At 41.1% G+C, this 26,917-nt stretch carries 28 protein-coding genes; 16 read left to right on the top strand and 12 right to left on the bottom strand.

Annotated elements, in window-relative coordinates; genetic code table 11:
- Nucleotides 1–5: 5 nt before the first annotated feature.
- The 4 genes from ACFN7Z_RS09310 (at nt 6) to ACFN7Z_RS09325 (ending at nt 3,650) form a co-directional block, all read left to right on the top strand.
- Entirely contained in the window at nt 6–1,076 is a 1,071-nt protein-coding gene (locus ACFN7Z_RS09310; protein ID WP_010326584.1) for a methionine ABC transporter ATP-binding protein, read from the top strand.
- A complete protein-coding gene (locus tag ACFN7Z_RS09315; RefSeq protein ID WP_010326583.1) occupies nt 1,057–1,716 on the top strand; it encodes a methionine ABC transporter permease in 660 nt (219 codons plus the stop codon). The genes ACFN7Z_RS09310 and ACFN7Z_RS09315 overlap by 20 nt, the downstream gene beginning before the upstream one ends.
- Before the next feature lie 313 nt (nt 1,717–2,029).
- Nucleotides 2,030–3,121 (top strand): redox-regulated ATPase YchF, encoded by a 1,092-nt coding sequence (gene ychF, locus ACFN7Z_RS09320; RefSeq protein WP_004693442.1) that lies wholly within the window; start codon nt 2,030–2,032, stop codon nt 3,119–3,121.
- Nucleotides 3,122–3,311: 190 nt separating this feature from the next.
- Nucleotides 3,312–3,650: a hypothetical protein gene (locus ACFN7Z_RS09325; protein WP_010326582.1), complete on the top strand. Its 339-nt coding sequence runs from the start codon at nt 3,312–3,314 to the stop codon at nt 3,648–3,650.
- A 57-nt stretch (nt 3,651–3,707) separates the two neighbouring features.
- Here ACFN7Z_RS09325 and ACFN7Z_RS09330 read toward each other — a convergent pair whose 3' ends face one another.
- Complete coding sequence (locus ACFN7Z_RS09330; RefSeq protein WP_010326581.1) at nt 3,708–4,247, bottom strand: DUF962 domain-containing protein; 540 nt, start codon at nt 4,245–4,247, stop codon at nt 3,708–3,710.
- 117 nt (nt 4,248–4,364) lie between these two features.
- Between ACFN7Z_RS09330 and ACFN7Z_RS09335 the strand changes: the two genes are divergently transcribed.
- On the top strand, nt 4,365–5,060 hold the full coding sequence (locus tag ACFN7Z_RS09335; RefSeq protein WP_010326580.1) for a Crp/Fnr family transcriptional regulator: 696 nt from the start codon (nt 4,365–4,367) through the stop codon (nt 5,058–5,060).
- Between the two features lie 17 nt (nt 5,061–5,077).
- On the opposite strand, the gene ACFN7Z_RS09340 is transcribed toward ACFN7Z_RS09335, so the two are convergent.
- Together ACFN7Z_RS09340 and ACFN7Z_RS09345 are read right to left on the bottom strand one after the other, a co-directional pair.
- Nucleotides 5,078–5,203: a hypothetical protein gene (locus ACFN7Z_RS09340; protein WP_265734316.1), complete on the bottom strand. Its 126-nt coding sequence runs from the start codon at nt 5,201–5,203 to the stop codon at nt 5,078–5,080.
- A gap of 159 nt (nt 5,204–5,362) precedes the next feature.
- Nucleotides 5,363–5,845, bottom strand: a complete 483-nt coding sequence (locus ACFN7Z_RS09345) for a hypothetical protein (RefSeq protein WP_004693449.1) — start codon at nt 5,843–5,845, stop codon at nt 5,363–5,365.
- Between the two features lie 101 nt (nt 5,846–5,946).
- On the opposite strand from ACFN7Z_RS09345, the gene ACFN7Z_RS09350 reads away from it, so the two are divergent.
- The 5 genes from ACFN7Z_RS09350 (at nt 5,947) to dapC (ending at nt 12,381) form a co-directional block, all read left to right on the top strand.
- Entirely contained in the window at nt 5,947–6,699 is a 753-nt protein-coding gene (locus ACFN7Z_RS09350; protein WP_010326579.1) for an AzlC family ABC transporter permease, read from the top strand.
- Entirely contained in the window at nt 6,696–7,043 is a 348-nt protein-coding gene (gene ygaH / locus ACFN7Z_RS09355; protein ID WP_004980107.1) for an L-valine transporter subunit YgaH, read from the top strand. The genes ACFN7Z_RS09350 and ygaH overlap by 4 nt, the downstream gene beginning before the upstream one ends.
- 234 nt (nt 7,044–7,277) lie before the next feature.
- The gene (gene purT / locus ACFN7Z_RS09360; RefSeq protein WP_171056718.1) at nt 7,278–8,492 is read left to right on the top strand and encodes a formate-dependent phosphoribosylglycinamide formyltransferase; all 1,215 of its coding nucleotides are present in this window, start codon (nt 7,278–7,280) and stop codon (nt 8,490–8,492) included.
- A gap of 28 nt (nt 8,493–8,520) precedes the next feature.
- On the top strand, nt 8,521–11,187 hold the full coding sequence (glnD, locus tag ACFN7Z_RS09365; RefSeq protein WP_010326577.1) for a [protein-PII] uridylyltransferase: 2,667 nt from the start codon (nt 8,521–8,523) through the stop codon (nt 11,185–11,187).
- Between the two features lie 24 nt (nt 11,188–11,211).
- Nucleotides 11,212–12,381 (top strand): succinyldiaminopimelate transaminase, encoded by a 1,170-nt coding sequence (dapC, locus tag ACFN7Z_RS09370; protein WP_010326576.1) that lies wholly within the window; start codon nt 11,212–11,214, stop codon nt 12,379–12,381.
- Between the two features lie 58 nt (nt 12,382–12,439).
- On the opposite strand, the gene ACFN7Z_RS09375 is transcribed toward dapC, so the two are convergent.
- From ACFN7Z_RS09375 to msrB, 5 genes are all read right to left on the bottom strand, one after another.
- Nucleotides 12,440–14,662: a TonB-dependent siderophore receptor gene (locus ACFN7Z_RS09375; RefSeq protein WP_010326575.1), complete on the bottom strand. Its 2,223-nt coding sequence runs from the start codon at nt 14,660–14,662 to the stop codon at nt 12,440–12,442.
- Nucleotides 14,663–14,831: 169 nt separating this feature from the next.
- Nucleotides 14,832–15,455 (bottom strand): LysE family translocator, encoded by a 624-nt coding sequence (locus tag ACFN7Z_RS09380; protein WP_010326574.1) that lies wholly within the window; start codon nt 15,453–15,455, stop codon nt 14,832–14,834.
- A gap of 47 nt (nt 15,456–15,502) precedes the next feature.
- The gene (locus tag ACFN7Z_RS09385) at nt 15,503–16,354 is read right to left on the bottom strand and encodes an AraC family transcriptional regulator (RefSeq protein WP_010326573.1); all 852 of its coding nucleotides are present in this window, start codon (nt 16,352–16,354) and stop codon (nt 15,503–15,505) included.
- Between the two features lie 21 nt (nt 16,355–16,375).
- Nucleotides 16,376–16,858 carry a glutathione peroxidase gene (locus ACFN7Z_RS09390; RefSeq protein WP_010326572.1) on the bottom strand — a complete coding sequence of 161 codons (483 nt, stop codon included), beginning with the start codon at nt 16,856–16,858 and terminating at the stop codon, nt 16,376–16,378.
- Complete coding sequence (msrB, locus tag ACFN7Z_RS09395) at nt 16,855–17,274, bottom strand: peptide-methionine (R)-S-oxide reductase MsrB (RefSeq protein ID WP_005399615.1); 420 nt, start codon at nt 17,272–17,274, stop codon at nt 16,855–16,857. The genes ACFN7Z_RS09390 and msrB overlap by 4 nt, the downstream gene beginning before the upstream one ends.
- A 228-nt stretch (nt 17,275–17,502) precedes the next feature.
- Between msrB and ACFN7Z_RS09400 the strand changes: the two genes are divergently transcribed.
- Both ACFN7Z_RS09400 and ACFN7Z_RS09405 read left to right on the top strand, forming a co-directional pair.
- A complete protein-coding gene (locus ACFN7Z_RS09400; RefSeq protein WP_010326571.1) occupies nt 17,503–18,933 on the top strand; it encodes a pyridoxal phosphate-dependent aminotransferase in 1,431 nt (476 codons plus the stop codon).
- 138 nt (nt 18,934–19,071) lie between these two features.
- Nucleotides 19,072–19,275: a KTSC domain-containing protein gene (locus ACFN7Z_RS09405; RefSeq protein ID WP_004980128.1), complete on the top strand. Its 204-nt coding sequence runs from the start codon at nt 19,072–19,074 to the stop codon at nt 19,273–19,275.
- A 25-nt stretch (nt 19,276–19,300) separates the two neighbouring features.
- Here the strand turns inward: ACFN7Z_RS09405 and ACFN7Z_RS09410 are convergent, their stop codons facing one another.
- Entirely contained in the window at nt 19,301–19,906 is a 606-nt protein-coding gene (locus ACFN7Z_RS09410) for an O-methyltransferase (protein WP_010326570.1), read from the bottom strand.
- A gap of 30 nt (nt 19,907–19,936) precedes the next feature.
- Nucleotides 19,937–20,155: a DUF1653 domain-containing protein gene (locus ACFN7Z_RS09415; RefSeq protein ID WP_010326569.1), complete on the bottom strand. Its 219-nt coding sequence runs from the start codon at nt 20,153–20,155 to the stop codon at nt 19,937–19,939.
- A gap of 238 nt (nt 20,156–20,393) precedes the next feature.
- Between ACFN7Z_RS09415 and ahpF the strand changes: the two genes are divergently transcribed.
- The 3 genes from ahpF to ACFN7Z_RS09430 all read left to right on the top strand — a co-directional run bounded on the left by ahpF (nt 20,394) and on the right by ACFN7Z_RS09430 (nt 23,299).
- The gene (gene ahpF, locus ACFN7Z_RS09420) at nt 20,394–21,959 is read left to right on the top strand and encodes an alkyl hydroperoxide reductase subunit F (RefSeq protein WP_010326568.1); all 1,566 of its coding nucleotides are present in this window, start codon (nt 20,394–20,396) and stop codon (nt 21,957–21,959) included.
- 180 nt (nt 21,960–22,139) lie between these two features.
- Nucleotides 22,140–22,481 carry a hypothetical protein gene (locus ACFN7Z_RS09425; protein WP_010326567.1) on the top strand — a complete coding sequence of 114 codons (342 nt, stop codon included), beginning with the start codon at nt 22,140–22,142 and terminating at the stop codon, nt 22,479–22,481.
- Nucleotides 22,482–22,600: 119 nt separating this feature from the next.
- Complete coding sequence (locus tag ACFN7Z_RS09430) at nt 22,601–23,299, top strand: VIT family protein (RefSeq protein ID WP_010326566.1); 699 nt, start codon at nt 22,601–22,603, stop codon at nt 23,297–23,299.
- A gap of 287 nt (nt 23,300–23,586) precedes the next feature.
- On the opposite strand, the gene ACFN7Z_RS09435 is transcribed toward ACFN7Z_RS09430, so the two are convergent.
- A complete protein-coding gene (locus ACFN7Z_RS09435; RefSeq protein WP_029575007.1) occupies nt 23,587–24,363 on the bottom strand; it encodes a TIGR03915 family putative DNA repair protein in 777 nt (258 codons plus the stop codon).
- A 1-nt stretch (nt 24,364) separates the two neighbouring features.
- Nucleotides 24,365–25,624, bottom strand: coding sequence for a putative DNA modification/repair radical SAM protein (locus tag ACFN7Z_RS09440; protein ID WP_010326564.1), 1,260 nt, complete (start codon nt 25,622–25,624; stop codon nt 24,365–24,367).
- Nucleotides 25,625–25,830: 206 nt separating this feature from the next.
- Between ACFN7Z_RS09440 and ACFN7Z_RS09445 the strand changes: the two genes are divergently transcribed.
- The gene (locus tag ACFN7Z_RS09445; RefSeq protein WP_010326563.1) at nt 25,831–26,883 is read left to right on the top strand and encodes a nitronate monooxygenase family protein; all 1,053 of its coding nucleotides are present in this window, start codon (nt 25,831–25,833) and stop codon (nt 26,881–26,883) included.
- Nucleotides 26,884–26,917 lie beyond the last annotated feature (34 nt).

Genomic DNA, 26,917 nt, shown 5'->3' on the forward strand with positions numbered 1-26,917 from the left:
AAAGAATGGTCAGCTTTGGTTCTCATGTGGATTTTTCAATTCCACATATCAAAATTCGTAACTTAAACAAACACTATGCGGTACAAGGGCATACTGTACATGCACTCAAAAATATTGACCTCGATATCCCGACAGGTAAAGTGTTTGGCATTATTGGCAAAAGTGGTGCAGGTAAATCTTCTCTGCTCCGCACCTTAAATGGTTTAGAACGTATCAGTGAAGGTCATATTCATATTCATCAACAAGACTTGGCGGCATTGAGCCATGCTGAGCTGATTCAGCTCCGCCAACGCATTGGTATGATTTTCCAGCATTTTAATCTAATGTCTGCCAAGACAGTTTATGAAAATGTCGCACTACCCCTCAAAGTTGCCAATTATCCCAAACAAGACATCGAACAACGTGTCAACGAGGTATTACAGTTGGTCGGGCTGAGTGATAAGGCACAGCATTACCCATCACAACTGTCTGGCGGTCAAAAGCAGCGTGTCGGCATTGCCCGTGCATTGGTTCACCATCCTGAAATTTTACTCTGTGATGAAGCAACATCTGCACTCGATCCAGAAAGCACCTCTGTGGTGTTGTCCCTGCTCAAAGAGATTAATCAAAAGTTAGGTATCACCATTGTATTGATTACCCATGAAATGCAAGTGATTCGGGAAATCTGCGATCAGGTCGTGGTCATCGATGCTGGTGAAATTGTGGAATCAGGCGAAGTATGGTCGGTGTTTTCTCAACCCCAACAAAGCATTACCCAAGAACTACTGAATCTAGAACAACTCGATTTGCCTTTTCGCTTAAATGCTGTACCTATGCAGCTTGATACACATGCCATTTTCAAAATTCGCTCGACTTCAGATGCGCATCATCCACCTGACTTAAAAAAGATTTTGGAGCACTTTCCACAAACTGTGCATTTATATCAAAGTCAGGTCGACACCATCCAAAACCATTTAATTGGAACATTGGTTATTGCTGTTCCTACACAGGACTTAGAAATTCAATCGCTACGACAAAAACTAAAAGCGCATGTGACACATGTAGAGGTACTGGGCTATGCACGACCAACTCATTGATTTATTACTGACAGGCACCATCGATACCTTAATCATGGTCGGTGCATCCGCATTTTTTGCCTTGCTCCTTGGTCTGCCAATGGCAGTGGTTCTAGTGAGCACCTCTGAGCATGGCATTTATCCTTCTAAAAGTATTAACCATAGCTTAGGCTGGTTGGTAAATATTACCCGTTCTGTTCCCTTCCTTATTTTGATGGTGGCCCTCATTCCACTCACACGTTGGATTGTCGGCACCAGTTATGGTGTTTGGGCAGCAGTTGTCCCTTTAACCTTGGCGGCAACCCCTTTTTTTGCACGGATTGCAGAAGTCAGTTTACGCGAAGTAGATCAAGGTTTGATTGAAGCTGCGCAAGCTATCGGCTGTAATCGCAGTCAAATCATTTGGCATGTGTTGTTACCTGAAGCGCTACCAGGAATTGTCGCGGGTTTTACCGTGACCATTGTGACCATGATTAACTCCTCTGCCATTGCAGGTGCCATTGGTGCAGGTGGTTTAGGCGATATTGCCTATCGCTATGGTTATCAGCGTTTTGATATGCAGATCATGTTGGCCGTGATTGTCGTGCTTGTAATTTTGGTGATGTGTGTGCAAGCAATTGGAGACAATCTGGCAAATCAACTCGATAAAAGGAAGGTTTAATCCCATTTCCCATATAAAATAGAGCTCTATACTGTACATTTAAGTTTTTTAGCCCCTCCTTTTTCTGAGGAGGGTGTTTCAATATGAAGTTCACGCCATTTTCATGAAAGACTCCAGTCCTTACATAGACAATGATCTACATGCAATGGATCTCTTAAATCTAGTTCCTTTATTAAAAGAAAAGGCTTAAATGAGGAGATTCTGCCCACAACATGATTTACAACTTTGATTCTTCTCCCCTGAGACCTGACTTTGTCATGGCTTTCATGTAAAATCACTGGCAATTTTTATATAACACGTTGTGAGTTATTTCATGGGTTTTAATTGCGGTATTGTCGGCTTGCCGAACGTTGGTAAATCTACACTTTTCAATGCATTGACTAAAGCTGCTATTGCTGCTGAAAACTTCCCATTCTGTACCATTGAACCAAACACAGGCATCGTTCCTGTGCCAGATCCACGTTTAGACAAACTTACCGCGATTGTAAAACCTCAGCGTGTGATTCCAACAACGATGGAATTTGTAGACATCGCAGGTTTAGTTGCTGGTGCATCTAAAGGAGAAGGCTTGGGGAACCAATTCCTTGCAAATATCCGTGAAACGGATGCGATTGCTCACGTTGTACGCTGTTTTGAAGATGAAAACGTCATTCACGTTAACGGTAAAATTGACCCGCTTGATGACATCGCAACCATCAACACGGAACTTGCACTTGCTGACTTAGAAACTGTGACAAAAGCAGTGACTCGTTTAGCAAAATCTGCAAAAGGTGGCGACAAAGAAGCGCTCGCAACCAAAGCGGTTTTAGACAAAATTTTACCTTTACTTGATGAAGGTAAACCTGCTCGCGCAGCTGACCTAGACGACGACGAACGTAAACTGGTTCGTGGTTTTGGTTTAATGACTTTAAAACCAACCATGTATATTGCGAACGTTGCTGAAGATGGTTTTGAAAACAACCCACATTTAGATGCTGTGAAAAAACTGGCAGCTGAAGAAAATGCAATCGTGGTTCCGCTTTGCAACCAAATCGAAGCTGAAATTTCACTGCTTGAAGATGAAGACCGTGCTGAGTTCCTTGAAGCTTTAGGCATGGAAGAGCCGGGTCTAAACGTGGTAATTCGCGCGGGCTATGGTCTTTTAGGTTTACAGACTTACTTCACGGCGGGTGTACAAGAAGTTCGTGCTTGGACCGTTAAAGTGGGTGCAACTGCACCACAAGCGGCGGGTGTGATCCACACTGACTTCGAAAAAGGCTTTATCCGTGCTGAATGTGTTGCTTATAACGACTTCGTTCAATACAACGGTGAAGCAGGCGCGAAAGAAGCAGGAAAATGGCGTTTAGAAGGTAAAACGTATATCGTTCAAGACGGTGATGTTCTACACTTCCGCTTTAACGTATAAGTCGTTCCGAATATAAAAAAACCCGATACCCATCGGGTTTTTTTATAAGCTTAAACCAATCTTAAAAACAGCATTAAATAACATATGAACACCTGATCCGTTTGGATCTCACACAATATTATCACTTCTATTCTTTCGTATTATCGCTAATTTAATCACAGGCATTAATGCCTTCATTGAACAAACGAAAATGAAAAAGATCAGCACATTTATTGCAGCAGGTTTATTCACAACGCTTAGCGCTACAGCATTTGCATGCCCACAAGGAACAACACCGTCGGGTGGTACAGGTGCAAATCATAAAGGTGGTAAGTGCGTCGCAACCATGAACGTGACGAAACATGATCAGGTAATGAAACAAGACAAAACAGCCAAACATGATCCAGCCATGAAGCAAGATAAAATGGTGAAACATGATTCAATGAAAGCCAATGAAATGGCCAATAAATCCCATAAAGATGCTCATGCTCCAAGCCCGAATACACCCAAAGCTCAACCAGATACACGTAAAGTCGCGAAGACATCTTAAAACAGCAGAAAAAAGCCAGTGAAATTCACTGGCTTTTTTCTCGATAAAATAATTCAGTTAATGTGATGTCACAGAGACATATTTATCATCCATTGCAGCACGCTGTTTACGCGCTTCATCTAACATACGTTGTTCGATGTCTTTTCTAAAACCAAGCATAAACACCATTTCCGCCAAAACAAATAATGGTCCGATAGCTAGGCCAATCACATCATCCATAAAGGCCGGTTTTTTCTTCTCATAGAAATGCCCGACAAACTGGAACGCCCAGCCGACGACAAAAATACCAATACTGAGACTTAACCAAAGTCCCAAATCAAACTGTGAAATTTTATATGCCAATGGATAAGCCATGGCATAGATTACTAACATGATCACACCAAAAATTCGATCTAGGCTTAAGTAGTAAACAATACTCGCTAATATCAAAACCATCGCCAAGGTAATTTCAAAACTGCCAATAGTCATGCCAGCTCTTGCGGTTAAGCACATAATTGAAAACACAATCAACGGAATACCCACAAAGTGGGTCACGATATTTTTATGATCAAGATGATAAGCTGCATACTGACTTAATAATTTTTCTAATTTATTCATACTGTATTTCCTTATTGCATGATATTGATCACGATATAGAATAACTTTAAAGGAAAACAGCTCATAAAGTTGTCGTCGACCTGACAAGTTGCTCGATCAATCACGAAAGGACGCGGAATGCTGGAAGTTCAACATCAACAACAATTACTCAATAACAATTGGTTCGCCAAACTACCACAAGCCTATCAACAGTATATTGTGCAACATGCCAAATATATTGAGGTTGCAAAAGACCAAGCTGTTTTTCACTCTGGAGATTTATTTGATGGCATCTATGCAGTCTTGAACGGCGCAATTCGTTTAGGTCATGTCGACATTGAAGGTAAAGAAGCCGTTGCAGCAATCGCTGAACCGATTATGTGGTTTGGAGAAATTTCGTTAATTGATCAGCAACCGCGTTCGCACGATGCGATTGCTATTCAAAAAAGCACCCTGCTCCATCTGCCTAAACGCGATGTTGAGGCGTTTATCCAAGCTACCCCAGAATTTTGGTTTCATATTGCACAGCTTGCTTCACAGAAGTTACGCCTCGCTTTTTTAGAACTGATCGCAATCCAAAGTCAAAATATCAGTCAACGACTGGCTCAACGCTTACTGTTTATTTTAAGCGGTTATGGCAACCATCTGTCGATTACCAATGATGAAATCCATTTATCACAGGAGCAACTGGCTCAAATGCTGATGTGTTCACGCCAAACCATCAACCAAGAACTTCAAAACTTAGAAAAACAAGGAATACTGGCAATTGCTTTTAAAAAGATTAAGATTTTAGATCCTGCAATGCTGCATAAAATGGCACATAGCTCAGAATAGGCAATCAAGTGTGCGCCTTAAGAGCGCAATTCATATAAAAAAGATGTATAAAAATATTGCTTACACGGCGTAACGTCTTGACTATTTTTCTCAACGACTTTGGACTGCTGTGGCAGCATTTGACCAATAATTAATGTAAACATCACAAAAACTAATTTTTTAAATTAACGCTTAAAATTCGACTCAATTCAGATATTTTACTGCATTGGGATAATGTACTATTTTTATTATATTTTTCATTAAAGCTCTAACCATAAAAAAGCGAGTTTTAAAAACTCGCTTTTGGGCATGCTATTTCGGTCTTAGACGCCTACTTTTTTAGGATCCGTATTGCCTAAACTTGGATTATCAATTGCGCCCCGACATTGTGCTTTATCACGTTCATAATCGCTCTGTTTCTGTGCAACACTTGACGAACCGTCTAAGGTCTCACGTGCCCATACTTCTAAGCTGGTCAAGGCTTTACGACACAGTGCGTATTTTCCTTCGGTTACTGAGTCTGTCATTTTGACATTAATACGCCAGTCCGTACTGAGTTTACGTGCAGGATGACGGACTTTGGCTTCAATCTGATCCAATTGCTTGTTATACACCAAGCCATCTACTTCATTGATAAACACCCAAGCACGCTGGGCATATTCCGTAGCATCATTGGTAATTTTTGGCGCAGCCTTAATTTCTACTTTTTGTTCAGGAGCTTGCTCTGACTGCCCACAAGCTTGCAAAAGTAAACTGCTTACAATAATTGCAGTCAGCCCTAAAGTACGTAATTCGAGCTTCAACATGGTTAAACGCCTCAACAAACAATTGGGCACTATGCTAGTGAATTCAGTTACAATACACAATCAATTTTGACCCATTGATAAAGTCTTCTTCAAGGTGTGTTGTGTCCGAACTTAATCCCACTCCTGCACAAGCTGCTGGCTTTTGGCAAGGGGCTAAGGATAGCCAAGCGATTATCTTTACCTATCTACCTGTTTCTTTTGCCTTTGGTGTATCTGCAACCCAGTTTGGCTTTAGTGCATGGGAGGCTTTATTTTTATCCTGCTCAATGTATGCAGGGGCCAGTCAGTTTTTAGTCGTTGCACTATTGGGTAGTAGCACGTCTATTTGGATGACTGCCCTCACTGTGATTGCCTTAGATATTCGTCACTTACTCTATGGCCCTGCGCTACAAAACTTAATTCAAGATAAACTGAACCTAAAGAAAACTGCTATTTGGTCATGGGGGCTAACCGACGAAGTTTTTGCCTCAGGCATGATTAAACTGTCACAACGTCGCCAAGAGTGGTCTGAGTCTTGGATGCTGGGCTTAAGCCTGTTTAGTTGGCTCGCATGGGCTACAGGTTCTTTTCTAGGTGGAATGTTTGCAGACCAAGTCAGTCATTTACCCCAGTTTTTACAAGCCGCTCTAGACTTTCTACTACCTGCACTGTTCTTAAGTTTCTTATTGGCAGCATTTGAAAAGAAACATACCTTCGTGGTGGCTGTGACCATTCTTGTATCTGCCATTGCCTGCTATTTTATTGACTTATCTGCTGCAATTTTTATTGGTATCAGTTCAGGTATATTTGCAGGTTTGTTTAAACACTATGTACTGAAAAAACCAGACCCTGAACATATGGGAGATCAAGCATGAATATCGAAATTATCTTGGTCGGCATTGTAGTGGGTATTGCAAATTTTGCCTCACGCTTTGGCCCATTCTTCGTCATTCAAAAGTTCCAACAAGGTTCACAAAAGCGCGGTGCTCTATGGTTGAAGATTGCATTAGGTTCGATTGGTATCGCGGCGATCAGTTCAATGCTCGTGGTTGCTACTTTGCCACCACTGTTAGATACACCCAATAAAAGTTTTGCCATGTTAGTCGGCTTCATCGTATTAGCTGGACTTTATTTCAAGTTTAAGCAAATCGTCCCTGCCACACTCACCGCGGCGCTTAGCTACGGCTTGGTTTACACCTATATTCCTATGCCTTTTTAACCCATATCTTGCATCCATCAAAACTTAAAGTGCTATTTGAAGCGATTCATCTGTGCAAGTCATTTCCAGCTTGATTGTAAAAGTTTATTGAGCATCTTTTTACATGAAAATTTTGATGTTGGAATGCACAGCATTATAAAAAAAATTGTTGGACAATATCATTAATTTATGTGAATGAACCCTGAACACTTTTAAGAGTTCTGCTATGCTAAAAGCCCATAAAATCAAGCATGGATGATTTACATGAGCGTTACTATTGGTACTCCACTTCAGCCTTCAGCATTTAAAGTTCTGCTATTGGGTTCTGGAGAGCTTGGGAAAGAAGTTGTGATTTCTTTACAACGTTTAGGTGTAGAAGTTCATGCTGCTGACCGTTACGATCATGCTCCTGCAATGCAAGTGGCACACTATGCCTATACCTTAAATATGGCAGATGCGACAGCGCTTAAACAACTCATTCAGGACGTTAAGCCGAATTTAATTGTTCCCGAAATTGAAGCCATTGTGACACAAGTATTGGTTGAAATCGAACAAGATAATATTGCGACAGTCATCCCCTCTGCAAAAGCGGTCAATTTAACCATGAACCGTGAAGGCATCCGTCGTTTAGCTGCGGAAGAACTGGGCTTACCTACATCGGCTTACCGTTTTGCAGATACTTTAGAATCTTTCCGTGCTGCATGTGATGACATTGGTTATCCAAACTTTGTTAAACCGGTCATGTCCTCTTCTGGTAAAGGCCAATCCCGCGTAAAAGAATTTTCAGAAGTAGATGCTGCTTGGGAATATGCGCAAACAGGTGGTCGTGTAAACCAAGGGACTGTGATTGTAGAATCGCAAATTGATTTTGATTTTGAAATTACGCTATTAACAGTTCGCTCTAAAAACCCTGAAACAGGTGAAATTGAAACGTCGTACTGTGACCCAATTGGTCACCGCCAAGACGCAGGCGACTATGTGGAAAGCTGGCAGCCTCAAGCCATGACACCAGCCGCACTTGACGAAGCAAAACGTATTGCCAATAAAGTCACTATCGCATTGGGTGGCTGTGGTATTTTCGGTGTAGAACTCTTTGTCAAAGGCGATAAAGTGTGGTTTAGTGAAGTATCACCACGACCACATGACACTGGTCTTGTGACGCTTGCCTCTCAGTTCCAAAGTGAATTTGAACTACATGCACGTGCGATTTTGGGTCTACCTGTAAATACGGCACGTCATAGCGTTGCAGCGAGCGCCGTGATCTATGCTGGCGTAGATGATAATAACTTATCTTTTTCTGGCTTAAATCTTGCTTTGGCAAACCCAAATACTGATTTACGCATTTTTGGTAAACCAGAAGGCTTTACACGTCGCCGTATGGGTGTTGCGACAGCACGTGCTGAAACAACCGACCAAGCGCGTGAACTAGCAGCACAAGCTGCTGAACTGGTTAGCGTTCATCAAAATTAAGCGTTGTTAAAATATACGGATACGGTTCATGATCAATACTTCTCCACTGCTTAACTATGTCAGCAGTAATCACGACATCAAAGCGATTAATCAATGGCGTAGTGATGTCGAAAATCAATTACAAGAAAGTTTTGATCATGGCCAATCCATTCGTGATGTCATTTTAACGCGTTCAAATATGATCGATGAAGCACTTATTTTCCTATGGAAATATGCAAAACTCGATCAGACAGACTTAAGTTTATTTGCTGTCGGTGGCTATGGTCGCCGAGAGATGCTGCCTTACTCAGATGTAGACATCATGATCTTGTCTGAAGATGAGTTTAGCGAAGAACAAGAGAAAATCATTTCAGTCTTTATTTCCTCACTTTGGGATGTCGGCAATTTCAAGCCCGGCATTAGTGTACGTACCATTGCCAACTGTGTTGAACAAGCAACCTCCGACTTAACAGTTGCCACAGCCCTCATTGAGTCCCGTTTAATTACAGGCAATGAACACTTAGCCAAATGGCCGCGACGCATTGTTTCGCAAACATGGACAGATAAAACCTTCTATGATGCAAAAATGGAAGAACAGGCCAAACGCTATGCACAGCATAACTTTACGGAAAGTAATCTAGAACCCGATATTAAAAACGCGCCGGGTGGCATTCGGGACATTAACCAAATTGGTTGGATTGCTAAGCGGCATTTCCGCGTCAACCGTATTTATGACTTGGTGCACTTAGGCTTTATTTCAGAGTTTGAGTTGGGTGTATTAGAAGAAGCCGAAAGCTTCCTCTGGGAAATTCGTCATCACCTACACCGCCTCACTAAACGTGATGAAAACCGTTTACTGTTCGACTATCAACGTGACATTGCAGCAAAGTTTGGCTATGTGCGTGAAGAAGGTAAATCACCGAATTATCCAATTGAACAATTCATGAAGCGTTACTATCGAAGCGCTCAACAAGTCACCACGCTGAATGAAATGCTGTTGGCTTATTTCAATGAATCTGTGATTACCCCACGCCTACCGAACTATGAGCGTAACATTGAAGAAATCAATGAAAATTTTAAACTAGTCGACGGCAAACTAGCCGTTCAACACCATAAAATTTTCTCTGAAAACCCAAGTGCTATTTTAGAAATTTTCTATATATTGGCTAATCGACCTGAAATTACAGGCATTCGCGCGCGCACTCTACGTCTGTTAATTTTGGCAGCTAAACGCATTGACCAAAAATATAGAGATAATCCATCACATCAAGCCCTGTTTATGGCCATCATTCGCTCACCCCATCGTTTATATGAAACCATGGTGGCAATGAAACGTTATGGCGTTTTAGGCAACTACATTCCTGCGTTTGGGCAGATTATGGGGTTGATGCAGTATGACTTATTCCATATCTATACCGTAGATGCACATACTTTATTATTACTGCGCAACTTAAACCGTTTCAAAGAACCTGAGTTTGCTAAAGACTTCCCTGTCGTCAGTTCAGTGTTCCAACGTCTGGCACGTCGTGACATTGTTTATTTGGCTGCCATTTTCCATGATATTGCTAAAGGCCGTGGCGGAGACCATAGTGAGCTAGGTGCAACCGATGCGATTGAATTCTGTCGTAGTCATGGTTTTACCGAACGCGAATGCAACCTTGTCGCATGGCTCATCCAAAACCATTTACTCATGTCCGTCACTTCTCAAAAGAAAGACATTTCTGACCCCGATGTGGTTAAAGCTTTTGCTGAGAAAATGGGCGACATGGAACATCTCGACTATCTATATACGTTGACAGTTTCGGATATCAATGCAACCAATCCTTCACTTTGGAATACGTGGCGCGCATCTCTTATGCGTCAGCTCTATACCCATGCACGTGACGTGATTCGCTCAGGTTTAGGCCGTCCTGTGGACTATCAAATGCTCATCGAGGACACCAAGTTTTCTGCCAGCGAACAACTGGTCGAAGAGTTTGCACTAGATGATGTCGAAAAAGTCTGGCAAGAACTGGGGGATGAATATTTCCTCAAAGAATCTGCTGATGAAATTGCTTGGCACACACGCGCTATTTTACAGCACGGTGACAACCCTGAACCGCTGGTTTTAATGCGTGCCCAGCGTAAATTTGCTCAAGATGCGGTACAAATCTTTATTTATACCCAAGATCAGCCCAACCTGTTTGCGACAACAGTTGCTATTCTCGATCGTATGAACTTGGATGTACAAGATGCACGTATTATTACCGCGACCAAAGCATTTAGCTTAGACACTTATGTCGTGCTTGACCGTTTTGGTACGCTGCTAACCGACCCTGAACGTGAAGCCAAAGTACTGTCAGCATTAAAAGATGCCTTAGCCAATTCAGATAAATACCCTGGGCTCATGCAACGTCGTATCCCACGTCAACTACGCCATTTCGACATTGAAAACACCGTTGATATTACGCTGAATGAAGCACTGCAACAAAACATGGTCGAAATTGCAACACTTGACCATCCTGGCTTACTTGCCAAAGTGGGCGGGTTGTTTATGATGCAAGGGTTAGATATTCACTCTGCTAAAATTGCCACCCTAGGTGAGCGTGCCGAAGATATTTTCTTTGTCACCAAAAAAGATGGTCAACCCATGACCGAAACTGAAGCTGAAACTTTTGCTGCACAACTAAAATCAGCCTTAGATGAAGCCTCTAGTCAGGTCTGTGGTCAACATTAACAATACACACTGGTATTTTGTTTCATGAACTCGAGTTTATCCCTTTTACACCCTTATCCTTTTGAAAAGTTGAATAAACTATTTCAGGATATTACTCCCGCAGACTTACCTCTCATTCCATTATCGATTGGTGAGCCTAAGCATCCTGCACCCGAGTTTGTGAAACAAGCCATTATCGATAATTTTCAGCATTTATCGACCTATCCAAACAGTAAAGGTATACCCGAATTACGCACCAGTATTGCAAACTGGCTAACCCGTCGTTTTCAACTCAATCAGATTAGTGTAGAAAACAATATATTACCTGTTTCTGGCACCCGTGAAGCAATCTTTTCTTTTGTACAGGCATTGGTAAATCGTGAAGATGCGCCTTATGTGGTTATGCCTAACCCGTTCTACCAAATTTATGAAGGTGCCGCTTTACTTGCTGGAGCAAAACCGTACTTTGTAAATTGCACCGAAGAAAATGGTTATCTCGGTGACTTTGATGCTGTACCTGCTGAAGTCTGGGAGAAAACTGCCCTATTATTTGTCTGTACACCAGGCAATCCGACTGGTGCTGTGTTATCAAAAGAACAATTCAAAAAATTAATCGCACTTTCAGACCAATATGGTTTTGTGATTGCATCGGATGAATGCTATTCAGAGCTTTGGTTTGATACTGCACCTGTGGGCTTACTCGAAGTTTGTGCTGAAATAGGCCGAGACGACTACAAAAACTGTGTCGTATTCCACTCACTGTCTAAGCGCTCAAACTTACCAGGTATGCGTTCTGGCTTTGTCGCGGGTGATGCAGCATTGCTCAAGCCTTATTTGCAATACCGTACGTATCATGGTGCGGCGATGCCTGTACAGCACCAATTGGCTTCGATTGCAGCATGGGATGACGAAGCGCATGTTGAAGCAAATCGTGTGCAATATCGTGCAAAATTTGATTTATTTCAAAAGGAATTGGGCCATATACTGCCCCTACAAAAACCAGATGCAGGTTTTTACTACTGGTTAAAAGTAGATAATGACGAAACTTTTGCAAAAATGCTCATGGAAAAAGCACATGTCAAAGTGCTTCCTGGACGTTATTTGTCACGCGATACTGAGCAAGGTAACCCAGGCGAAAACCATGTACGTCTTGCGCTAGTTGCAGATCTTGCACAGTGTGAACAAGTCATTGCTCGCCTTAAAGCAATTTTATAAATAAGCTCATCTAAAAAAGAAAACCTCCTATAAAGGAGGTTTTCTTTTTTTCATTCGATTAAAAATCAAATGATGCACTAAGCATAAATGTTCGCGGTAAACCAGCAACTAAATAGCCATTATTGGTGTTGCTTGTATTGTTAATATTGTCATATAGACCAACAGAACCCCAATAATCCTGATCAAATACATTATTCACAAGGAAGTTAAATGTTGTTGGGGTTTGACCAAACTGAGTTCTATAACTTGCACCTAAATCAAGCGTAGTCCAATCTTTAACTTTCAAATTATTGTCCAAGCTTGCATAAGTTGAACCTGTATAAGTCAATTGGGCATTCAAAGAAATATCTTGCGGGAGTGGTAATTTCCAATTCGTGCCTAGGTTCGCCTGAAACTTTGGAACCCCTACTTCATAATTTCCATCATAAATAGCTGAGCCAGTATTCTCTTGCGTCGCATGCATCCACGTTAAACCACCTAAAACAGTCAAGGAGTCTGTAAGCTTTCCATAACTGCTCAGTTCTAGCCCCCGATGAACGTATTCACCAGAATCACTAAATACACCATTTTGCATAATGCCACGTTGTTTATTAATATCAAATAAACTTAATGTCACCCCAAGATGGTCATTTTCATATTTGGCACCTACTTCTTTCTGTTCAGCCACAAACGGTTTAATCGATGTGGTCACCCCACCAGTTGTATTTGTTAGACCCTTCGCTAAAGATTCAATGTAGTTGGCATAAACTGAAACTTCTGGAGTAATTTTATAGGTTACTCCAAGTGCAGGCGTCCATTTACTCTCATCATATGCCCCTGTTTTCACTTGAGAATAATTATATGTATCTTGGAGAATCTGCTGATAACGCGCACCCAACATGATAATTAATTTATCATCTAATGCAGTCAGATTATCCCCAATAGCAACACTTCTTAAGCGCGTCCGAGTGGTCAATTTCGGACTATCCATATCTCCACCTGAGAATGCTGGTGTTAAAGCAGCAGGTTGGTCATGTTGAATAGGATGATAAATATTAGAGTTCAATGGATTCCCTGAATCCATAAAATAGGCATTTCTCGTATTTAGTTGAAATGCTGATCCAGAAACAACTAAATTATGTTTAATTGAACCTGTATCGAACTTTCCACGTACCCCTACCTCACCTGTATTGACCATGTCTACACGAGCATTGTCAAAACGGTAGAGTGTACTAGCACCCGTTGAAGCATTTCTTAATGTGTAGCTTGCCAGTGAGTTTTGTTCTTCGCCATGACGGAAACCATATGCTGCATATGCAGTTAGTGCATCATTAAAATCATATTCCGCACGGTAACTTCCAAAAACATTCTCTTCATTTGAATAAGACCATTTTTGAGCATAATTACTAGAACTATCAATAGCCTTTGGTACCAACGTTAACCCAGCACCCAATGTTACATTTGGTCGAGTTGCATTTAAGCGATTGTTGCTATAGCCCATATCACCCGAAAGGCGTAGGCCCTCACCACTATAATCTAGTCCAATAGCAGCAAGCCCTAATGATTTCTTTTCATCATCAACAGACGTATTTCCATCATGGTAGGCGGTGTTTACTCGTACACCAAATTGCTGATCTTTACCAAAACGTCGTGAAATATCATTTGAGATATAGCCACCATTAAAATCGGTACCCACAGTTACCCGATTTAATGGCTCATTTCCTGCTCGTTTTGGTAGAAGATTGATTGCTCCACCGATCCCACCATTACTTGGCATAGCACCGTTTAAAAACGATGAGGCACCCTTTAATACTTCCACACGCTCAAAAAGTTCTGTTGGAATATATTGACGCGGTAATATTGAATATAAACCATTATAAGCAGTGTCATCTGACCCTAAGTTAAAACCACGGATATAGTAGTTTTCTTGAAAATTACCATATCCTCGCCCAACACGTACACTCGGATCTGCTTTTAGCACATCCCCAACACTCTTTGCTTGACGCTCTTGAATATATTGATTGGTATAGCTAGTTAAATTAAATGGCGTATCAAGATTTTTTTGATTCCCAAAAATCCCAACTCGGCCGCCACTTGCAACCTGACCACCAGCGAAAGCTTCCATTAAACCATTTGCAGAAGCATCGGCACTTGCAACTATACGGATTGTTTCCAAAGCTGTAAGATTACTCGCCTGAGATGATGAGTCAGATTCAACGACTACTGGAGCTTCGGCAGCATATGAAATACTGTACCCAGATACACATGCCATCATTAACACCAATGGTTTCAGCTTAACCATTTCCTACCCTTTTTCATCAATCTAAAATTCGAGCCTGATAGTAAATGAGAATTGATCTTAGTCAAACTGATTTAATTCTCATTTAAATTGTAAATTCAAATGAGAATTAATTATTCCATTGTTATAACTTATGACGTCAGACAACTGATTGACTTTTACTTTAAGATTCTCATATTACTAGCCCATCTAATAGCAAAACGATTGCAAAAGAGGCAAAGCAGCACCCTGACATCTTATAAAGCCAATTGAGTCGCTGGGTTAAAAAATGATTCCAACGCTTCCAACTCAATAACTTAAGCAACAGCAGATTCCACATCAGAACCAGTGCCACCATCCAGAGACTCATTAAAAGCAAAGTATAAAAATCAAATTTTGAATAAACCAGCAATATCAAACTACTATAGAACATCATATTTTTAGGATTCAGCAAACTTGACTGTAAACCTTGAGTAAAACATAGAATTCTCGTTTGAGGAGGTGCAGGATCACGCGCTTGAACTTCAACACTCTCATGATGCTTATAGCGAAAACATTGCATAGACAAATACAATAAATAAGCAACACCTAATCCGCGTAGCAACAGCAGAACATAAGCATGAATATGCCCAAGCCACCCCAGTAAAGTAAAAATAAGCGCTAGAATAAAAACATTCCCAGCTACAATACCGAAAACTGTATATCGTGCCCTTCGTTGACCACTGTTTAATGCCGTCATCAGTATCAGGAAAAAATCGGGGCCAGGAGAAAGCAAAGCCACAAAATGCGTCACAGCAATAACAATAAAAAGCTCCATCACTAATCTCTCTTTAAAAGTGAGACAAGCCTAACGATGGATGAAGATCAACTCTTGGATAAAATTGCGCGATGTTGCTTTTGATAGAGCTTAGGCGTAGTGCCCGTTAAATTTTTAAAAACACGATGAAAATGACTTTGGTCACTAAAGCCCAGCGTATAACTCAGTTGCGCTATATCCATACCTTGTTTTAAAAAGGTACGTGCATCATTAATTTTATGATTCAATTGATAAGCGTGCGGCGTCATACCTAAAGACGATTTAAATAGCCGAATAATGGCATACCGACTCAACTGGACTTCTTGCGACATTTGCTCTAATGATAAAAACACATCAGCATCCTGAATCATCGATAAAAGCTGCTTAAACTCTTGCTGTGCATAGTGTTGAGGAGCAAGAAATTCTAGCTGAATATATGGAAATAAAAGCTCAGTAAGTGTTGTGATTAAGGTTTGTTCTTTTTCCCAATAAGACAGTGCAGTATCAAATAATTGACTGTTAAGACAACTGAAGTCATGATACATCTTAGGCTGTTTATACAGCACGGGTTTGAACTGCGGTATGTCTTGATAAGCATCTTTATGTGCAGTTTCTTGTAATAACTGATTCAACCAATGTGCATCTAAATGCATCATTTGGTAGCTCCAAGCCTGATCTGGAACAGGATTACACGCATGTTCTACATGTGCAGGAACCAATACCAAAGTACCAGCGTCTATTTGTTGCGTTCCACCGAAGTGGCTAGTGAAAATGCTGTTACCTTGATCCACCGTTCCAATTGAAAATGTCGGATGACTATGGGCTTTATAACAAGCACGACTTGCACATGCCCGACGTGTTTCCACATAAGGCATGTGTGGGTCACTCCAAAATTCAACTAAAGCACCTTGCTCTTTCATCACTGACGATACATCAACCGATTATTGTTGTAATGCTTTTTCAATATCTGCCTGAATGGCTTCAGGCTTGGTGGTTGGCGCATAACGATTAATTACTTTGCCATCTTTACCAATCAAGAATTTTGTAAAATTCCACTTAATGCCGCTGCCGAGAATCCCTTTGCTGTTATTGGTTAAATAACGGAATATGGCGTGGGCTTCAGGGCCTTTAACATCAACTTTGGAAAACATGGGAAAAGTCACCCCATAGTTTTTCTGACAATACGTTCCTATTTGCTCATTGCTACCCGGATCTTGCCCCCCAAACTGATTACAAGGGAAGCCTAACACCTCAAACCCTTGTGCATGATATTGCTCGTAAATTTTTTCTAATCCCGCAAATTGTGGTGTAAACCCACATTTACTGGCCGTATTGACGATGAGCAGCACTTCGCCCTCATAGTCAGCAAAGGCTTTATTTTTTCCATCTAACAATTCCGCTTCAAACTGATAAATGTTGGTCATGGATAAGTATCCTCATCACTTTTTTCTTGTGTTTCTAGTTCTAATGAAGCCGAGTTTACACAGTAACGTAAACCTGTAGGCTCAGGTCCATCTGTAAAAACATGGCCTAAATGAGCATCACAGTGATGACATACAATTTCGGTACGCACCATGCCATGTGTTGTATCTTGATGCTCTTCTATCACAGTCGTATTGAGTGGCTTATAAAAACTTGGCCAGCCGCAACCACTGTCATATTTATTTTCAGAATTAAATAATGGCGTACCACAGCAGCGACATACATAAGTGCCGGCTTGTTTAGTATTCCAATATTTCCCCGTAAAGGCTGGTTCCGTCCCCTTTTGTCGCGTAATGCGAAATTCGTCAGGTGATAACTCTCTTTGCCATTCTCGGTCTGTTTTATTGAGTTTTCCCATGATCACGTCCCTTTCTATCTTGCTATTTAAAATAGGATAATCCTATATTTACGTGATTCAACTTAAAATTTCTAGTGTTTAGTTCACAATTTACAAAAGACCTATAATTCCAATAAAAGCAAAAAGAAAGCAATTAATAAAAATGGTAAGCAATTTATTTTCTTAAATGCTTTTTTGTGAGCAAATTTAGTGTTAGTCTTATTGACATTCTTGCTCAGGATTAAAAAAATGTCGCAAAAAAAGAGCGTTATTTTTAAACATCTACTGCCTGTGATTAAACAATATCAACAGGTGGGTTTTACGCATGAAAAAATTGTTGCTTTACTCAGAGATGAACATGATCTCGACCTGGTGACAACTGAAACATTTAAAAGCTATTTATACCGTTATGCAAAAGTGACCTCCACTCTTTCCGAGAACATCAAAATGCCGAACACTCTCCAAACCCCACGCGAAATAAAAAAATCGTCTAAGCTCGAGCATGTATGCTACGACATCCGTGGACCAGTGTTACGAGCGGCCAATGAAATGGAAGAAGCCGGCCATAAGATTATCAAACTCAACATTGGTAACCCTGCACCGTTTGGTTTTGAAGCTCCTCAAGAAATTATTAATGATGTGGCTTTAAACCTGCCAAATGCAGTGGGTTATACCGACTCAAAAGGGATTTTCCCTGCGCGTAAAGCCATCTGTCAGTACTATCAGCAAAAAGGCATCTTAGATATGCATGTCAATGACGTGTATATCGGAAATGGTGTCTCTGAATTGATTATGATGGCCATGCAAGGCTTGTTAGATGATGGTGACGAGATGCTCGTGCCAATGCCTGACTACCCCCTTTGGACGGCTGCGGTAAATCTTTCAGGCGGTACAGCTATTCATTATAAATGTGATGAAGAAAACTTTTGGTATCCCGATATTACGGATATGGAGAGTAAAATCACACCACGTACCCGTGGTATCGTGATTATCAATCCAAACAACCCAACAGGTGCAGTTTATCCACGCCATGTACTTGAGCAAATCGTCGCATTGGCTAAAAAGCATGATTTGATTTTGTTTGCAGATGAAATTTACGACAAAATCGTTTATGACGGTATTGAACATGTTTCTGTAGCAGCATTAGCTGGTGACCAACTCTGTATCTCTTTCAATGGTTTATCTAAAGCATACCGTATTGCGGGTTACCGTTCAGGCTGGATGGCAATCACAGGCGATAAGTCTCGTGCAGTCGACTATATTGAAGGTCTAGACATGCTCGCTTCTATGCGTTTGTGTGCTAACCACCAAGCTCAGTATGCCATTCAAACTGCTTTAGGCGGCTACCAGTCAATCAATGATTTAATTCGCCCAGGTGGTCGTTTATACGAACAGCGTAATATCGCTTGGCAAATGTTGAATGACATTCCAGGCGTATCGTGTGTTAAACCTGAAGGCGCAATGTATTGCTTCCCGAAATTGGACCCAGAAATCTATCCAGTTCAAGATGACGAAAAACTGATGCTTGATCTACTTCGTGCGGAAAAAGTACTTCTGGTTCAAGGCACAGGCTTTAACTGGCCAACACCAGATCATTTCCGTGTGGTGTTCTTACCTGCTGAAAATGAACTACGTGAAGCTATTACCCGAGTAGGTCGTTTCCTTGCGAAAATGCGTTAATTGATCACTTAAAAAAGCCGTACTTTATGTACGGTTTTTTATTTACAAAACTGTAATACTTCACTTTTTAAGTTTGGCATAAGTTTAAATTAAGCAGCCACATTGCTGTGATTCCATGTAAATGATGGGGAGTCGCTTATGGGGACAATTGCGGTAACATCTTGGAAATACAATGCTTCCACACGCTATTTAAAAATTTTCTATGCCGATGGTTCAGGCGAGCTGTACCACCCTGTGCCTGAATTTATTTATAACAACTTAGTTCGATGTAATAATAAAACAGCTTTTGTTCATAAATATTTAGAATATGATTTGCACTTTACGCGCTTAAGTATTCATTAATTTTTGAATCTCAAACAATCAGGATTTATCCTGATTGTTTTTCATGATCCCACGTCACCACCAACAAGCCGGCACCAATCGCTAATGTAGACAGGTTAAACTGCTCGTCCTGCTGAATAATCGCGATGAAGTCCGTGACTTGATCTGCATGCGATAGAACATTATCAACCACCAAAACTCCGCGTGAAACACACATTAGTCGTTTCAAATCTGGCCAATAGTCGACATAAGCATCACGTTCAGCATCTAGCAATATAAAATCAAAGATGGCTTGCGACTGCTTCAAATATTCAGCTGCATCACCCACCCAAAACTCAACACCATTGGATAAATTGAAATCCGCAAGATGGCTAGCGGCTTGTTGACTTCTCCCAGCATCAATTTCTAAAGTGGTTAATCGAGCATTCACTTGTTGCGCTGCATAAGCCAACCATAAGGTTGAGTAACCTGTTGATGTTCCTATTTCTAATATCTGCTGAGGCTGCTGAATATGAACCAGTTGCGCCAAAAATTGTGCAGACTCAGGCTCAATATTGCGAAAGCGCGCAATACGATCTGCTTGCGTACTGTCATGTTCTTGAAAGCGTTGATATAAAGCCGATACTTTACTCAAAAATTCTGCATGCATCATCAAATCCCCCTCTACTTTACTTAGCTTCGTTTATACTTCTTGAATCAGCTTAAAGCGCTCAACTTCACGGTCATCTTCTAGCATTACCGTTTCAGTAAACATGACAAGTGGACGTACCCAAATCGAGTAATCACCATATAAACACTGATAAACCACCAGTTTTTCTTCGGTTTCACTATGTGTCGCTACATGTAAAACTTGATACAGTTGCCCTTTATAATGCTGATAGATACCGCGCTGTAATTGCATCGCTTGCTTCCCTATTTTTTAACTGTCTCGATCATACCTAATTTATACGGCTTAAACTGCAAATCACTTGAAGAATCATTTAAATCCCCCATATAGCTTTATGAAATGATTGAAGAAAACATCTTTAAATCTATAAAACCGATTATTAAAATAAAAACAAACTGTTTTATCTATTTTTAGATTTACTCTATGATTCTTCTATCAAATAATTTTACAGACTGCTTTGGAGAGCTTAACAATGTTAGATCAAAATACTTCAGCTCAATTAAAAACACTTCTTGAACGCCTAGAAGGTCCGATTGAATTGGTTGCGACTTTGAACCGTTCTGAGAAATCAGACAAAATTAAAGAATTGGTTGAAGAAGTTGCAGCACTGTCTCCACTGGTGACTGCACGTTTTGATGGTCAAAACTCACGTGCACCTAGCTTTGGTGTAGCAAAAGCCGGTGAACAACCACGTGTGTTCTTTGCGGGTTTACCGATGGGACATGAGTTTACCTCTTTGATCTTGGCATTGTTACAGACCTCAGGTTATGCACCCAAAGTATCTGATGAAGTTTTGGCCTCAATCAAAGCTTTGGGCATCCAGTCTGACTTTGACGTATTTGTCTCTTTAAGCTGTCATAACTGCCCAGACGTGGTGCAAGCGTTGAACCTGATTGCCATTTACAATCCGGGCACGACAGCAACCATGATTGATGGTGCATTCTTCCAAGACGAAGTCGAAGAGCGCAAAATTATGGCTGTACCGATGGTGTTCCAAGACAATAACCATATCGGTCAAGGCCGTATGACCTTGGAAGAAATTATTGCCAAACTGGATACCAATTCCGCTGCCAAAGAAGCTGAAAAACTCAATGCCAAAGATGCTTTTGATGTTTTAGTGATTGGTGGTGGCCCTGCAGGAAATACCTCTGCCATCTACGCAGCACGTAAAGGCATTAAAACAGGGATCGTGGCTGAACGTATGGGTGGTCAAGTCATGGATACCATGGACATTGAAAACTATACCTCGATTCAAAAGACTCAAGGGCCGAAGTTTGCTGCTGAAATGGAAGCACATGTACGTGAGTACGGTGTGGACATCATGAACTTACAACGTGTTTCTAACATCAAAGGTGCGGATGAGACAGCAAATGGCTTGGTTGAAGTCACTTTAGAAAATGGTGCGAAGCTTGAATCTAAAACAGTGATTCTTTCAACAGGTGCACGTTGGAGAGAAATGAATGTGCCAGGCGAAGCAGAATACCGCACTCGTGGTGTTGCTTACTGTCCACACTGTGATGGTCCACTGTTTAAAGGCAAACGTGTAGCAGTAATTGGCGGGGGGAACTCAGGTGTCGAAGCTGCGATTGATCTTGCTGGGATTGTTGAACATGTAACTTTGGTTGAGTTTGATACCAAACTACGTGCCGACCAAGTGTTGCAAGACAAATTGCATAGCTTGCCTAACACTACGGTGATCCTGAATGCACTCTCGACCGAAGTTGTGGGTGATGGTTCACAAGTGACGGCATTGAAATATAAAGACCGTGCAACTGATGTAGAACATACGGTTGAGCTTGCAGGAATCTTTGTGCAAATTGGTTTATTACCAAACACTGATTTCTTAAAAGAGACTGCTGTTGAGCTTTCAAACCGTAATGAGATTATGATTAACGATCGCAACGAAACCAATGTCAAAGGTGTATTTGCCGCAGGTGACTGTACGACTGTGCCATACAAGCAAATCATCATTGCCACAGGTGAAGGCGCGAAAGCATCTCTATCTGCTTTTGATTATATTATTCGTTCTGGCGTGTAATCCTCTCAGACGCCTCCCTGCTAAAGGCTTATAGGTAACTCAGCTTATAAGCCTTTTTATCACGCTGTTTTTTATAAAAAATTACATTTTTTTAACAATAATGCAGTCTGCTTTACATTCAAAGTAGATTATATTTTGCCCAACCCCTACTTTTGGGTATAAAACGAAAAGGATATGAAAATGAATAAATTACTTATTGCTTTAGGTCTTGCTGCTGCTGTTGTTTTAGTGGGTTGTTCAAAAGAAAAAGCACCTGAAACAGGTGCAACGACAGGTGAACACCTTGAAAATGCTGCTGAACAAGCAGGTCATGACATTAACCAAGCTGCAAGTGAAGCTGTATCTGACACTCAAAAAGCTGCAGATGAAGCATCTGCAAAAATTGGTGCTGCCGCTGACGAAGCTGCTGCGAAAACTGAAGCTGCTGCTGAAGATGTTAAAAATGCCTCTAAAGAAGCAACAGCTCATGTTGCTGGCGCCGTAGAACAAGGTGCTGCTGATGTGAAAGAAAAAGCGCAATAATATTTCTAAACTCAAAAAAGCCTCCCACTCGGAGGCTTTTTTATGGGCTGTGCTATAGTAGATGAAACGTGCATTATTAAATAAATCATAACTTTAAAATTTGAGGATGATCTATCGTCATGTCCTATTCTCACCATGTTGAACCTCATTTAATTCATCGTACTGGTTGGCTACGTGCAGCGGTTTTGGGTGCCAATGACGGCATCATTTCAGTGACCAGTTTGATTATGGGGATGGCGGCCAGTGGCGCAACCAGCCATACCTTACTCATCACATGTATTGCAGGGCTCATTTCAGGTGCAAGCTCTATGGCTGCGGGCGAGTATATTTCGGTGAAGTCTCAATCGGATATTGAAGAAGCCGATTTAAAACATGAAGCTAGGGAATTAGATAAAAACCCGCACTTAGAACTTAAAGAACTGACTCAAATTTATATACAACGTGGACTAGAACCCGAGCTAGCACATGAAGTCGCGGTGCAACTCAGCGCACATGATGCACTGTCTGCACATGCCCGTGATGAAATAGGCATCCATGAAAATACCAGTGCCAAGCCACTTGAAGCCGCGGGTTCTTCTGCCCTCGCCTTTTCACTAGGTGCTCTGTTTCCTATGCTGGCCATTCTCTTAAGCCCTCAAGGTTATCTAACTCAGTCAGTTGCTCTTACAGGGGTACTATCGTTGTTCGGTTTAGGCGCTTTATCAAGTTACTTTTCTGGGACATCTATGTGGAAAGGTGCATTTCGTGTGACGCTATGGGGGATTTTCGCGATGCTGTTTGCCAGTTGGATTGGCTCCCTATTTAATGTGCATGTTTAACGTCAACAACACGATAAGCGTTAACAATCTACCTATTAAAAATGTAAAAAGCCCATGGATTGAATGGGCTTTTTACTATTTACAGCATCATTTATCATCAACTTTAAGCTTGCACATTTTTCTCTGAGCCACTACTCAAATGCACTATTACTGATGGTTGTGCTTCAAGTCTACAGGTGCAACAGCTTATTTTTTTAATTAATATGAATTGTTTAACGTCTGTTCTCCTTCCCATAGCGGCCTAAAACATCATAGAAATGATGAGTCAACGCCATACTTGCATCTCGCTAGATTGTTTTTTCATTCATATAACGCCAGTAGCGTTTAGGAACATATTGCACATGTAGTTTGATATTTGTTCTTGCCTTGATGTTGATACTTTTAAAATAATCTTTCCATAACTGGTCATACAACAGCTCATCATCATCTAATTCAACATTAAAGGACTGACTGTGTCCGACTTTGTGTGCATGATCAATTTGATCCACATCCATCTTCACCTGATGGACGGCTGTCAAATCAAAATAAATCCCAAAATTTCTTTTCTCATCATAAATCAACCATCTTTGATCTTCATATCGGTTTCTAAAATGCCGTTCTATCAACGGTAAAACATTAAAATCTGGCTGTACCAGACTTAAAAACAATCCATCCTTACATTTTTTAAAGCGAACAAAAGCTTCCATACGATGCTTTTCCCTGCCCACTTGTTTGGCCCAGTGCGAAACAGCCAATACATCCGTATGCGCATAGTTACGATCTACCGCATGTGTATTTTTAAATACATAGATACAGAAATTAAAAAGATGTTGATGTGCCTGTTCCTGCTCAGACAGAAAGCAATAATAAAAAGATCGTAGACTTTCAGCCGTAATTTTTTGCTTTAACCCTCGCCAAACTCGCTCTGCGTGTTCGTCATTTGAAGCAACCTCAATACACTCATCAAACAAGCTGGCTTGGGAATTGTTAGATGCAAGCTTGACGTCAAAATCTTTAAACTGAAAGCTTCTATATACACAACTCAGTAGTCCAGTCATGGTTCGATCAAAACGATATATCGACATACTAAAAACCGAAGCCCAGTTGAGGCGAAAGCTGTTTTTGATATTTGGATTGCCCCGATTGCAAAATATGCTGCCGAATCTGGTTCGCTTGTTGTTCTTTTTTAAACTTTGGCGTATCTGCACAGCGAATAAAATGCTGTGCCCGATTGTAAGCAATGCCCATACGCTTTAGTTGATCGATATGAATTTGCCCAAAACGACGAGCTTGCACAATTTTTTTAGCCGATTGAACACCTATACCCGGAACACGTAAAATCATACGATAGTCTGCATGTTGAATATCAACAGGAAAATGCTCAGGGTTACGTAATGCCCAACTTAGCTTCGGGTCGATGTCCAAATCTAAATTCGGATGCTGATCATTCACAATTTCCTGCGCATCAAAACCATAGAAACGCATGAGCCAATCCGACTGATACAGCCGATTTTCTCTTAATAATGGCGGTGCAGAACCCACGACAGGAAGCATTTTTTCCTGTTCATTGATTGGGATATAGCCTGAAAAATACACCCGTTTGAGCTGATACACTTTGTAATGATGATCTGCCATTAAAATAATATCTTTGTCTGTTTCTTGATGTGCGCCCACCACCATCTGAGTGGTTTGTCCAGCGGGTACAAACTTCGGCACATGTTGAATCACACGCCGCTCATCCGTCAACTGAATTAAGCGATCGCGTACAATACCTAAATCCTTTTGTACTTCTGCATGCGATTTTTCTGGTGCAAACTGTTTTAAACCAACTTCTGTCGGCATTTCCAAGTTAATACTCATGCGGTCTACATATAAGCCCGCCTCGGTAATAATCTCTTGGGAAGCACCAGGTATCGTTTTTAGGTGAATATAACCATTAAAGTTTTCTTCAAGACGTAACTTTTTCACCACTTGCAGCATTCGCTCCATAGTGAAATCAGCTGATTTAAAAATACCTGAACTGAGAAATAACCCTTCAATATAATTGCGGCGGTAAAAGTTGATGGTTAAATCCACCACTTCTTGTACAGTAAAAGCGGCTCGCTTGACATCGTTAGAGCGTCTAGAAACACAGTAGGAACAATCAAAAATACAGACATTTGAAAATAGAATTTTAAGCAATGAAACACAGCGACCATCTTCTGTATAACTATGACAAATACCGTTTCCTGTATTTCCCAAACCTTGGTTTTTGTTTTTACGATTGCTACCACTGGACGAACAGGACACGTCATATTTAGCTGCATCAGCTAGAATCTGTAGCTTTTCGCGGATACGATCGGTCATGACGATCCTCGGTAAAATCTAAAATAAAAGTATAAAAAATTTCAGACTAAAAGCATTGCCAATACACATACCCAACGACATGACTTGTCGCTAAAAACCGAAAAATAAACGTGATTGATTTAGATATTTTTCGAGAAAATACTGAATATTATTTGCCAAATTTGCAGTGCTTGGGCAAAGTGTCTATATGTAAAAGGAGCAAGTACATGTCTTTATTATTAGAACGTCTTGAAATTAAACATCCTATCTTCCTTGCACCGATGGCTGGTGTTTCTACACCAGAGCTTGCGGCAGAGGTTTCAAATCAAGGCGGGCTAGGCTCACTTGGATTAGGTGCAAACACCGCAGAAACCGCACGTAGCCAAATTTTAAAAACCCAAGCACTGACCGAACAACCTTTTCAAGTTAATTTTTTCTGTCATCAAAGTATCGAACTTGATCCAACTATCGCACAAACATGGATTGATTTTTTAAGACCTCATTTTGAACAATACGATGCAGAACCACCTACTCAACTGCACTGTATTTATCCTAGCTTTTTGGACAATGATGACTTTTTAAATGTCGTACTTGAAACTCGCCCTAAAGCCGTCAGTTTTCACTTCGGTATTCCGCATCCGCACCAAATACAGGCGCTAAAAGACGCTGGCATTTTAACCATGGTTTCTGCAACCAACTTAGCGGAAGCACGAGCCATTGAAGCAGCAGGGATTGATTTTATTATTGCTCAAGGCATAGAAGGAGGTGGACACCGCGGGATTTTTAATGAACATTTTGATAGCGCATTACGTACGATCGACCTCGTACAACTTCTGACGCAGCACTGTCGGTGCCCGATTATTGCTGCAGGTGGCATTATGAATGGTACACAGGCTCAGCAGATGTTAAGCCTCGGTGCGAGTGCGGTACAGTTGGGGACAGCTTTCGTACAATGCAAAACATCGAATGCCAATGAGGCCTACCGTCATGCACTTTTCCATGAGCACATCACACAAATAAGTGCCAGTATTTCAGGTCGCCCTGCTCGCGGTTTACTGGGTCACTGGCATACTCAAATAGATTTACCGAACCGCCCTGCTGTTGCTGCTTATCCGTACTGTTATGATCTTGGAAAACAATTACATGCCGCAGCGACCAAACAAGGCGATCAAGGCTTTGGTGCATTTTGGGCAGGCACGAATGTTTCGCAAATTCGTGCCATGGAAGCCCCTGACTTAATTAACCAACTGTTGGTTGAAATGCAACAAGTCAGCTATTAAGTCATATTATTCACTTAAAGCTCCATAAATCGAG

This window comes from Acinetobacter sp. P1332 (genome assembly GCF_044057475.1).
In the GTDB taxonomy this organism is placed as follows: Bacteria; Pseudomonadota; Gammaproteobacteria; order Pseudomonadales; family Moraxellaceae; genus Acinetobacter; species Acinetobacter johnsonii.

Bases quoted from the DNA above. Each gene is read 5' to 3' on its own strand.
- ACFN7Z_RS09345 (WP_004693449.1), bottom strand. From the start codon at position 5,845: ATGTTGAAGCTCGAATTACGTACTTTAGGGCTGACTGCAATTATTGTA.
- ACFN7Z_RS09400 (WP_010326571.1), top strand. From the start codon at position 17,503: ATGTCGCAAAAAAAGAGCGTTATTTTTAAACATCTACTGCCTGTGATT.
- ACFN7Z_RS09440 (WP_010326564.1), bottom strand. From the start codon at position 25,624: ATGACCGATCGTATCCGCGAAAAGCTACAGATTCTAGCTGATGCAGCT.
- ACFN7Z_RS09435 (WP_029575007.1), bottom strand. From the start codon at position 24,363: ATGTCGATATATCGTTTTGATCGAACCATGACTGGACTACTGAGTTGT.
- ACFN7Z_RS09390 (WP_010326572.1), bottom strand. From the start codon at position 16,858: ATGACCAACATTTATCAGTTTGAAGCGGAATTGTTAGATGGAAAAAAT.
- glnD (WP_010326577.1), top strand. From the start codon at position 8,521: ATGATCAATACTTCTCCACTGCTTAACTATGTCAGCAGTAATCACGAC.
- ychF (WP_004693442.1), top strand. From the start codon at position 2,030: ATGGGTTTTAATTGCGGTATTGTCGGCTTGCCGAACGTTGGTAAATCT.
- ACFN7Z_RS09425 (WP_010326567.1), top strand. From the start codon at position 22,140: ATGAATAAATTACTTATTGCTTTAGGTCTTGCTGCTGCTGTTGTTTTA.
- ACFN7Z_RS09340 (WP_265734316.1), bottom strand. From the start codon at position 5,203: ATGTTTACATTAATTATTGGTCAAATGCTGCCACAGCAGTCCAAAGTC.
- ygaH (WP_004980107.1), top strand. From the start codon at position 6,696: ATGAATATCGAAATTATCTTGGTCGGCATTGTAGTGGGTATTGCAAAT.
- ACFN7Z_RS09325 (WP_010326582.1), top strand. From the start codon at position 3,312: ATGAAAAAGATCAGCACATTTATTGCAGCAGGTTTATTCACAACGCTT.
- dapC (WP_010326576.1), top strand. From the start codon at position 11,212: ATGAACTCGAGTTTATCCCTTTTACACCCTTATCCTTTTGAAAAGTTG.
- purT (WP_171056718.1), top strand. From the start codon at position 7,278: ATGATTTACATGAGCGTTACTATTGGTACTCCACTTCAGCCTTCAGCA.
- ACFN7Z_RS09375 (WP_010326575.1), bottom strand. From the start codon at position 14,662: ATGGTTAAGCTGAAACCATTGGTGTTAATGATGGCATGTGTATCTGGG.
- ACFN7Z_RS09310 (WP_010326584.1), top strand. From the start codon at position 6: ATGGTCAGCTTTGGTTCTCATGTGGATTTTTCAATTCCACATATCAAA.
- ACFN7Z_RS09315 (WP_010326583.1), top strand. From the start codon at position 1,057: ATGCACGACCAACTCATTGATTTATTACTGACAGGCACCATCGATACC.
- ACFN7Z_RS09415 (WP_010326569.1), bottom strand. From the start codon at position 20,155: ATGCAATTACAGCGCGGTATCTATCAGCATTATAAAGGGCAACTGTAT.
- msrB (WP_005399615.1), bottom strand. From the start codon at position 17,274: ATGGGAAAACTCAATAAAACAGACCGAGAATGGCAAAGAGAGTTATCA.
- ACFN7Z_RS09385 (WP_010326573.1), bottom strand. From the start codon at position 16,354: ATGAAAGAGCAAGGTGCTTTAGTTGAATTTTGGAGTGACCCACACATG.
- ACFN7Z_RS09410 (WP_010326570.1), bottom strand. From the start codon at position 19,906: ATGATGCATGCAGAATTTTTGAGTAAAGTATCGGCTTTATATCAACGC.
- ACFN7Z_RS09330 (WP_010326581.1), bottom strand. From the start codon at position 4,247: ATGAATAAATTAGAAAAATTATTAAGTCAGTATGCAGCTTATCATCTT.
- ACFN7Z_RS09335 (WP_010326580.1), top strand. From the start codon at position 4,365: ATGCTGGAAGTTCAACATCAACAACAATTACTCAATAACAATTGGTTC.
- ACFN7Z_RS09430 (WP_010326566.1), top strand. From the start codon at position 22,601: ATGTCCTATTCTCACCATGTTGAACCTCATTTAATTCATCGTACTGGT.
- ACFN7Z_RS09445 (WP_010326563.1), top strand. From the start codon at position 25,831: ATGTCTTTATTATTAGAACGTCTTGAAATTAAACATCCTATCTTCCTT.
- ACFN7Z_RS09405 (WP_004980128.1), top strand. From the start codon at position 19,072: ATGGGGACAATTGCGGTAACATCTTGGAAATACAATGCTTCCACACGC.
- ACFN7Z_RS09380 (WP_010326574.1), bottom strand. From the start codon at position 15,455: ATGGAGCTTTTTATTGTTATTGCTGTGACGCATTTTGTGGCTTTGCTT.
- ahpF (WP_010326568.1), top strand. From the start codon at position 20,394: ATGTTAGATCAAAATACTTCAGCTCAATTAAAAACACTTCTTGAACGC.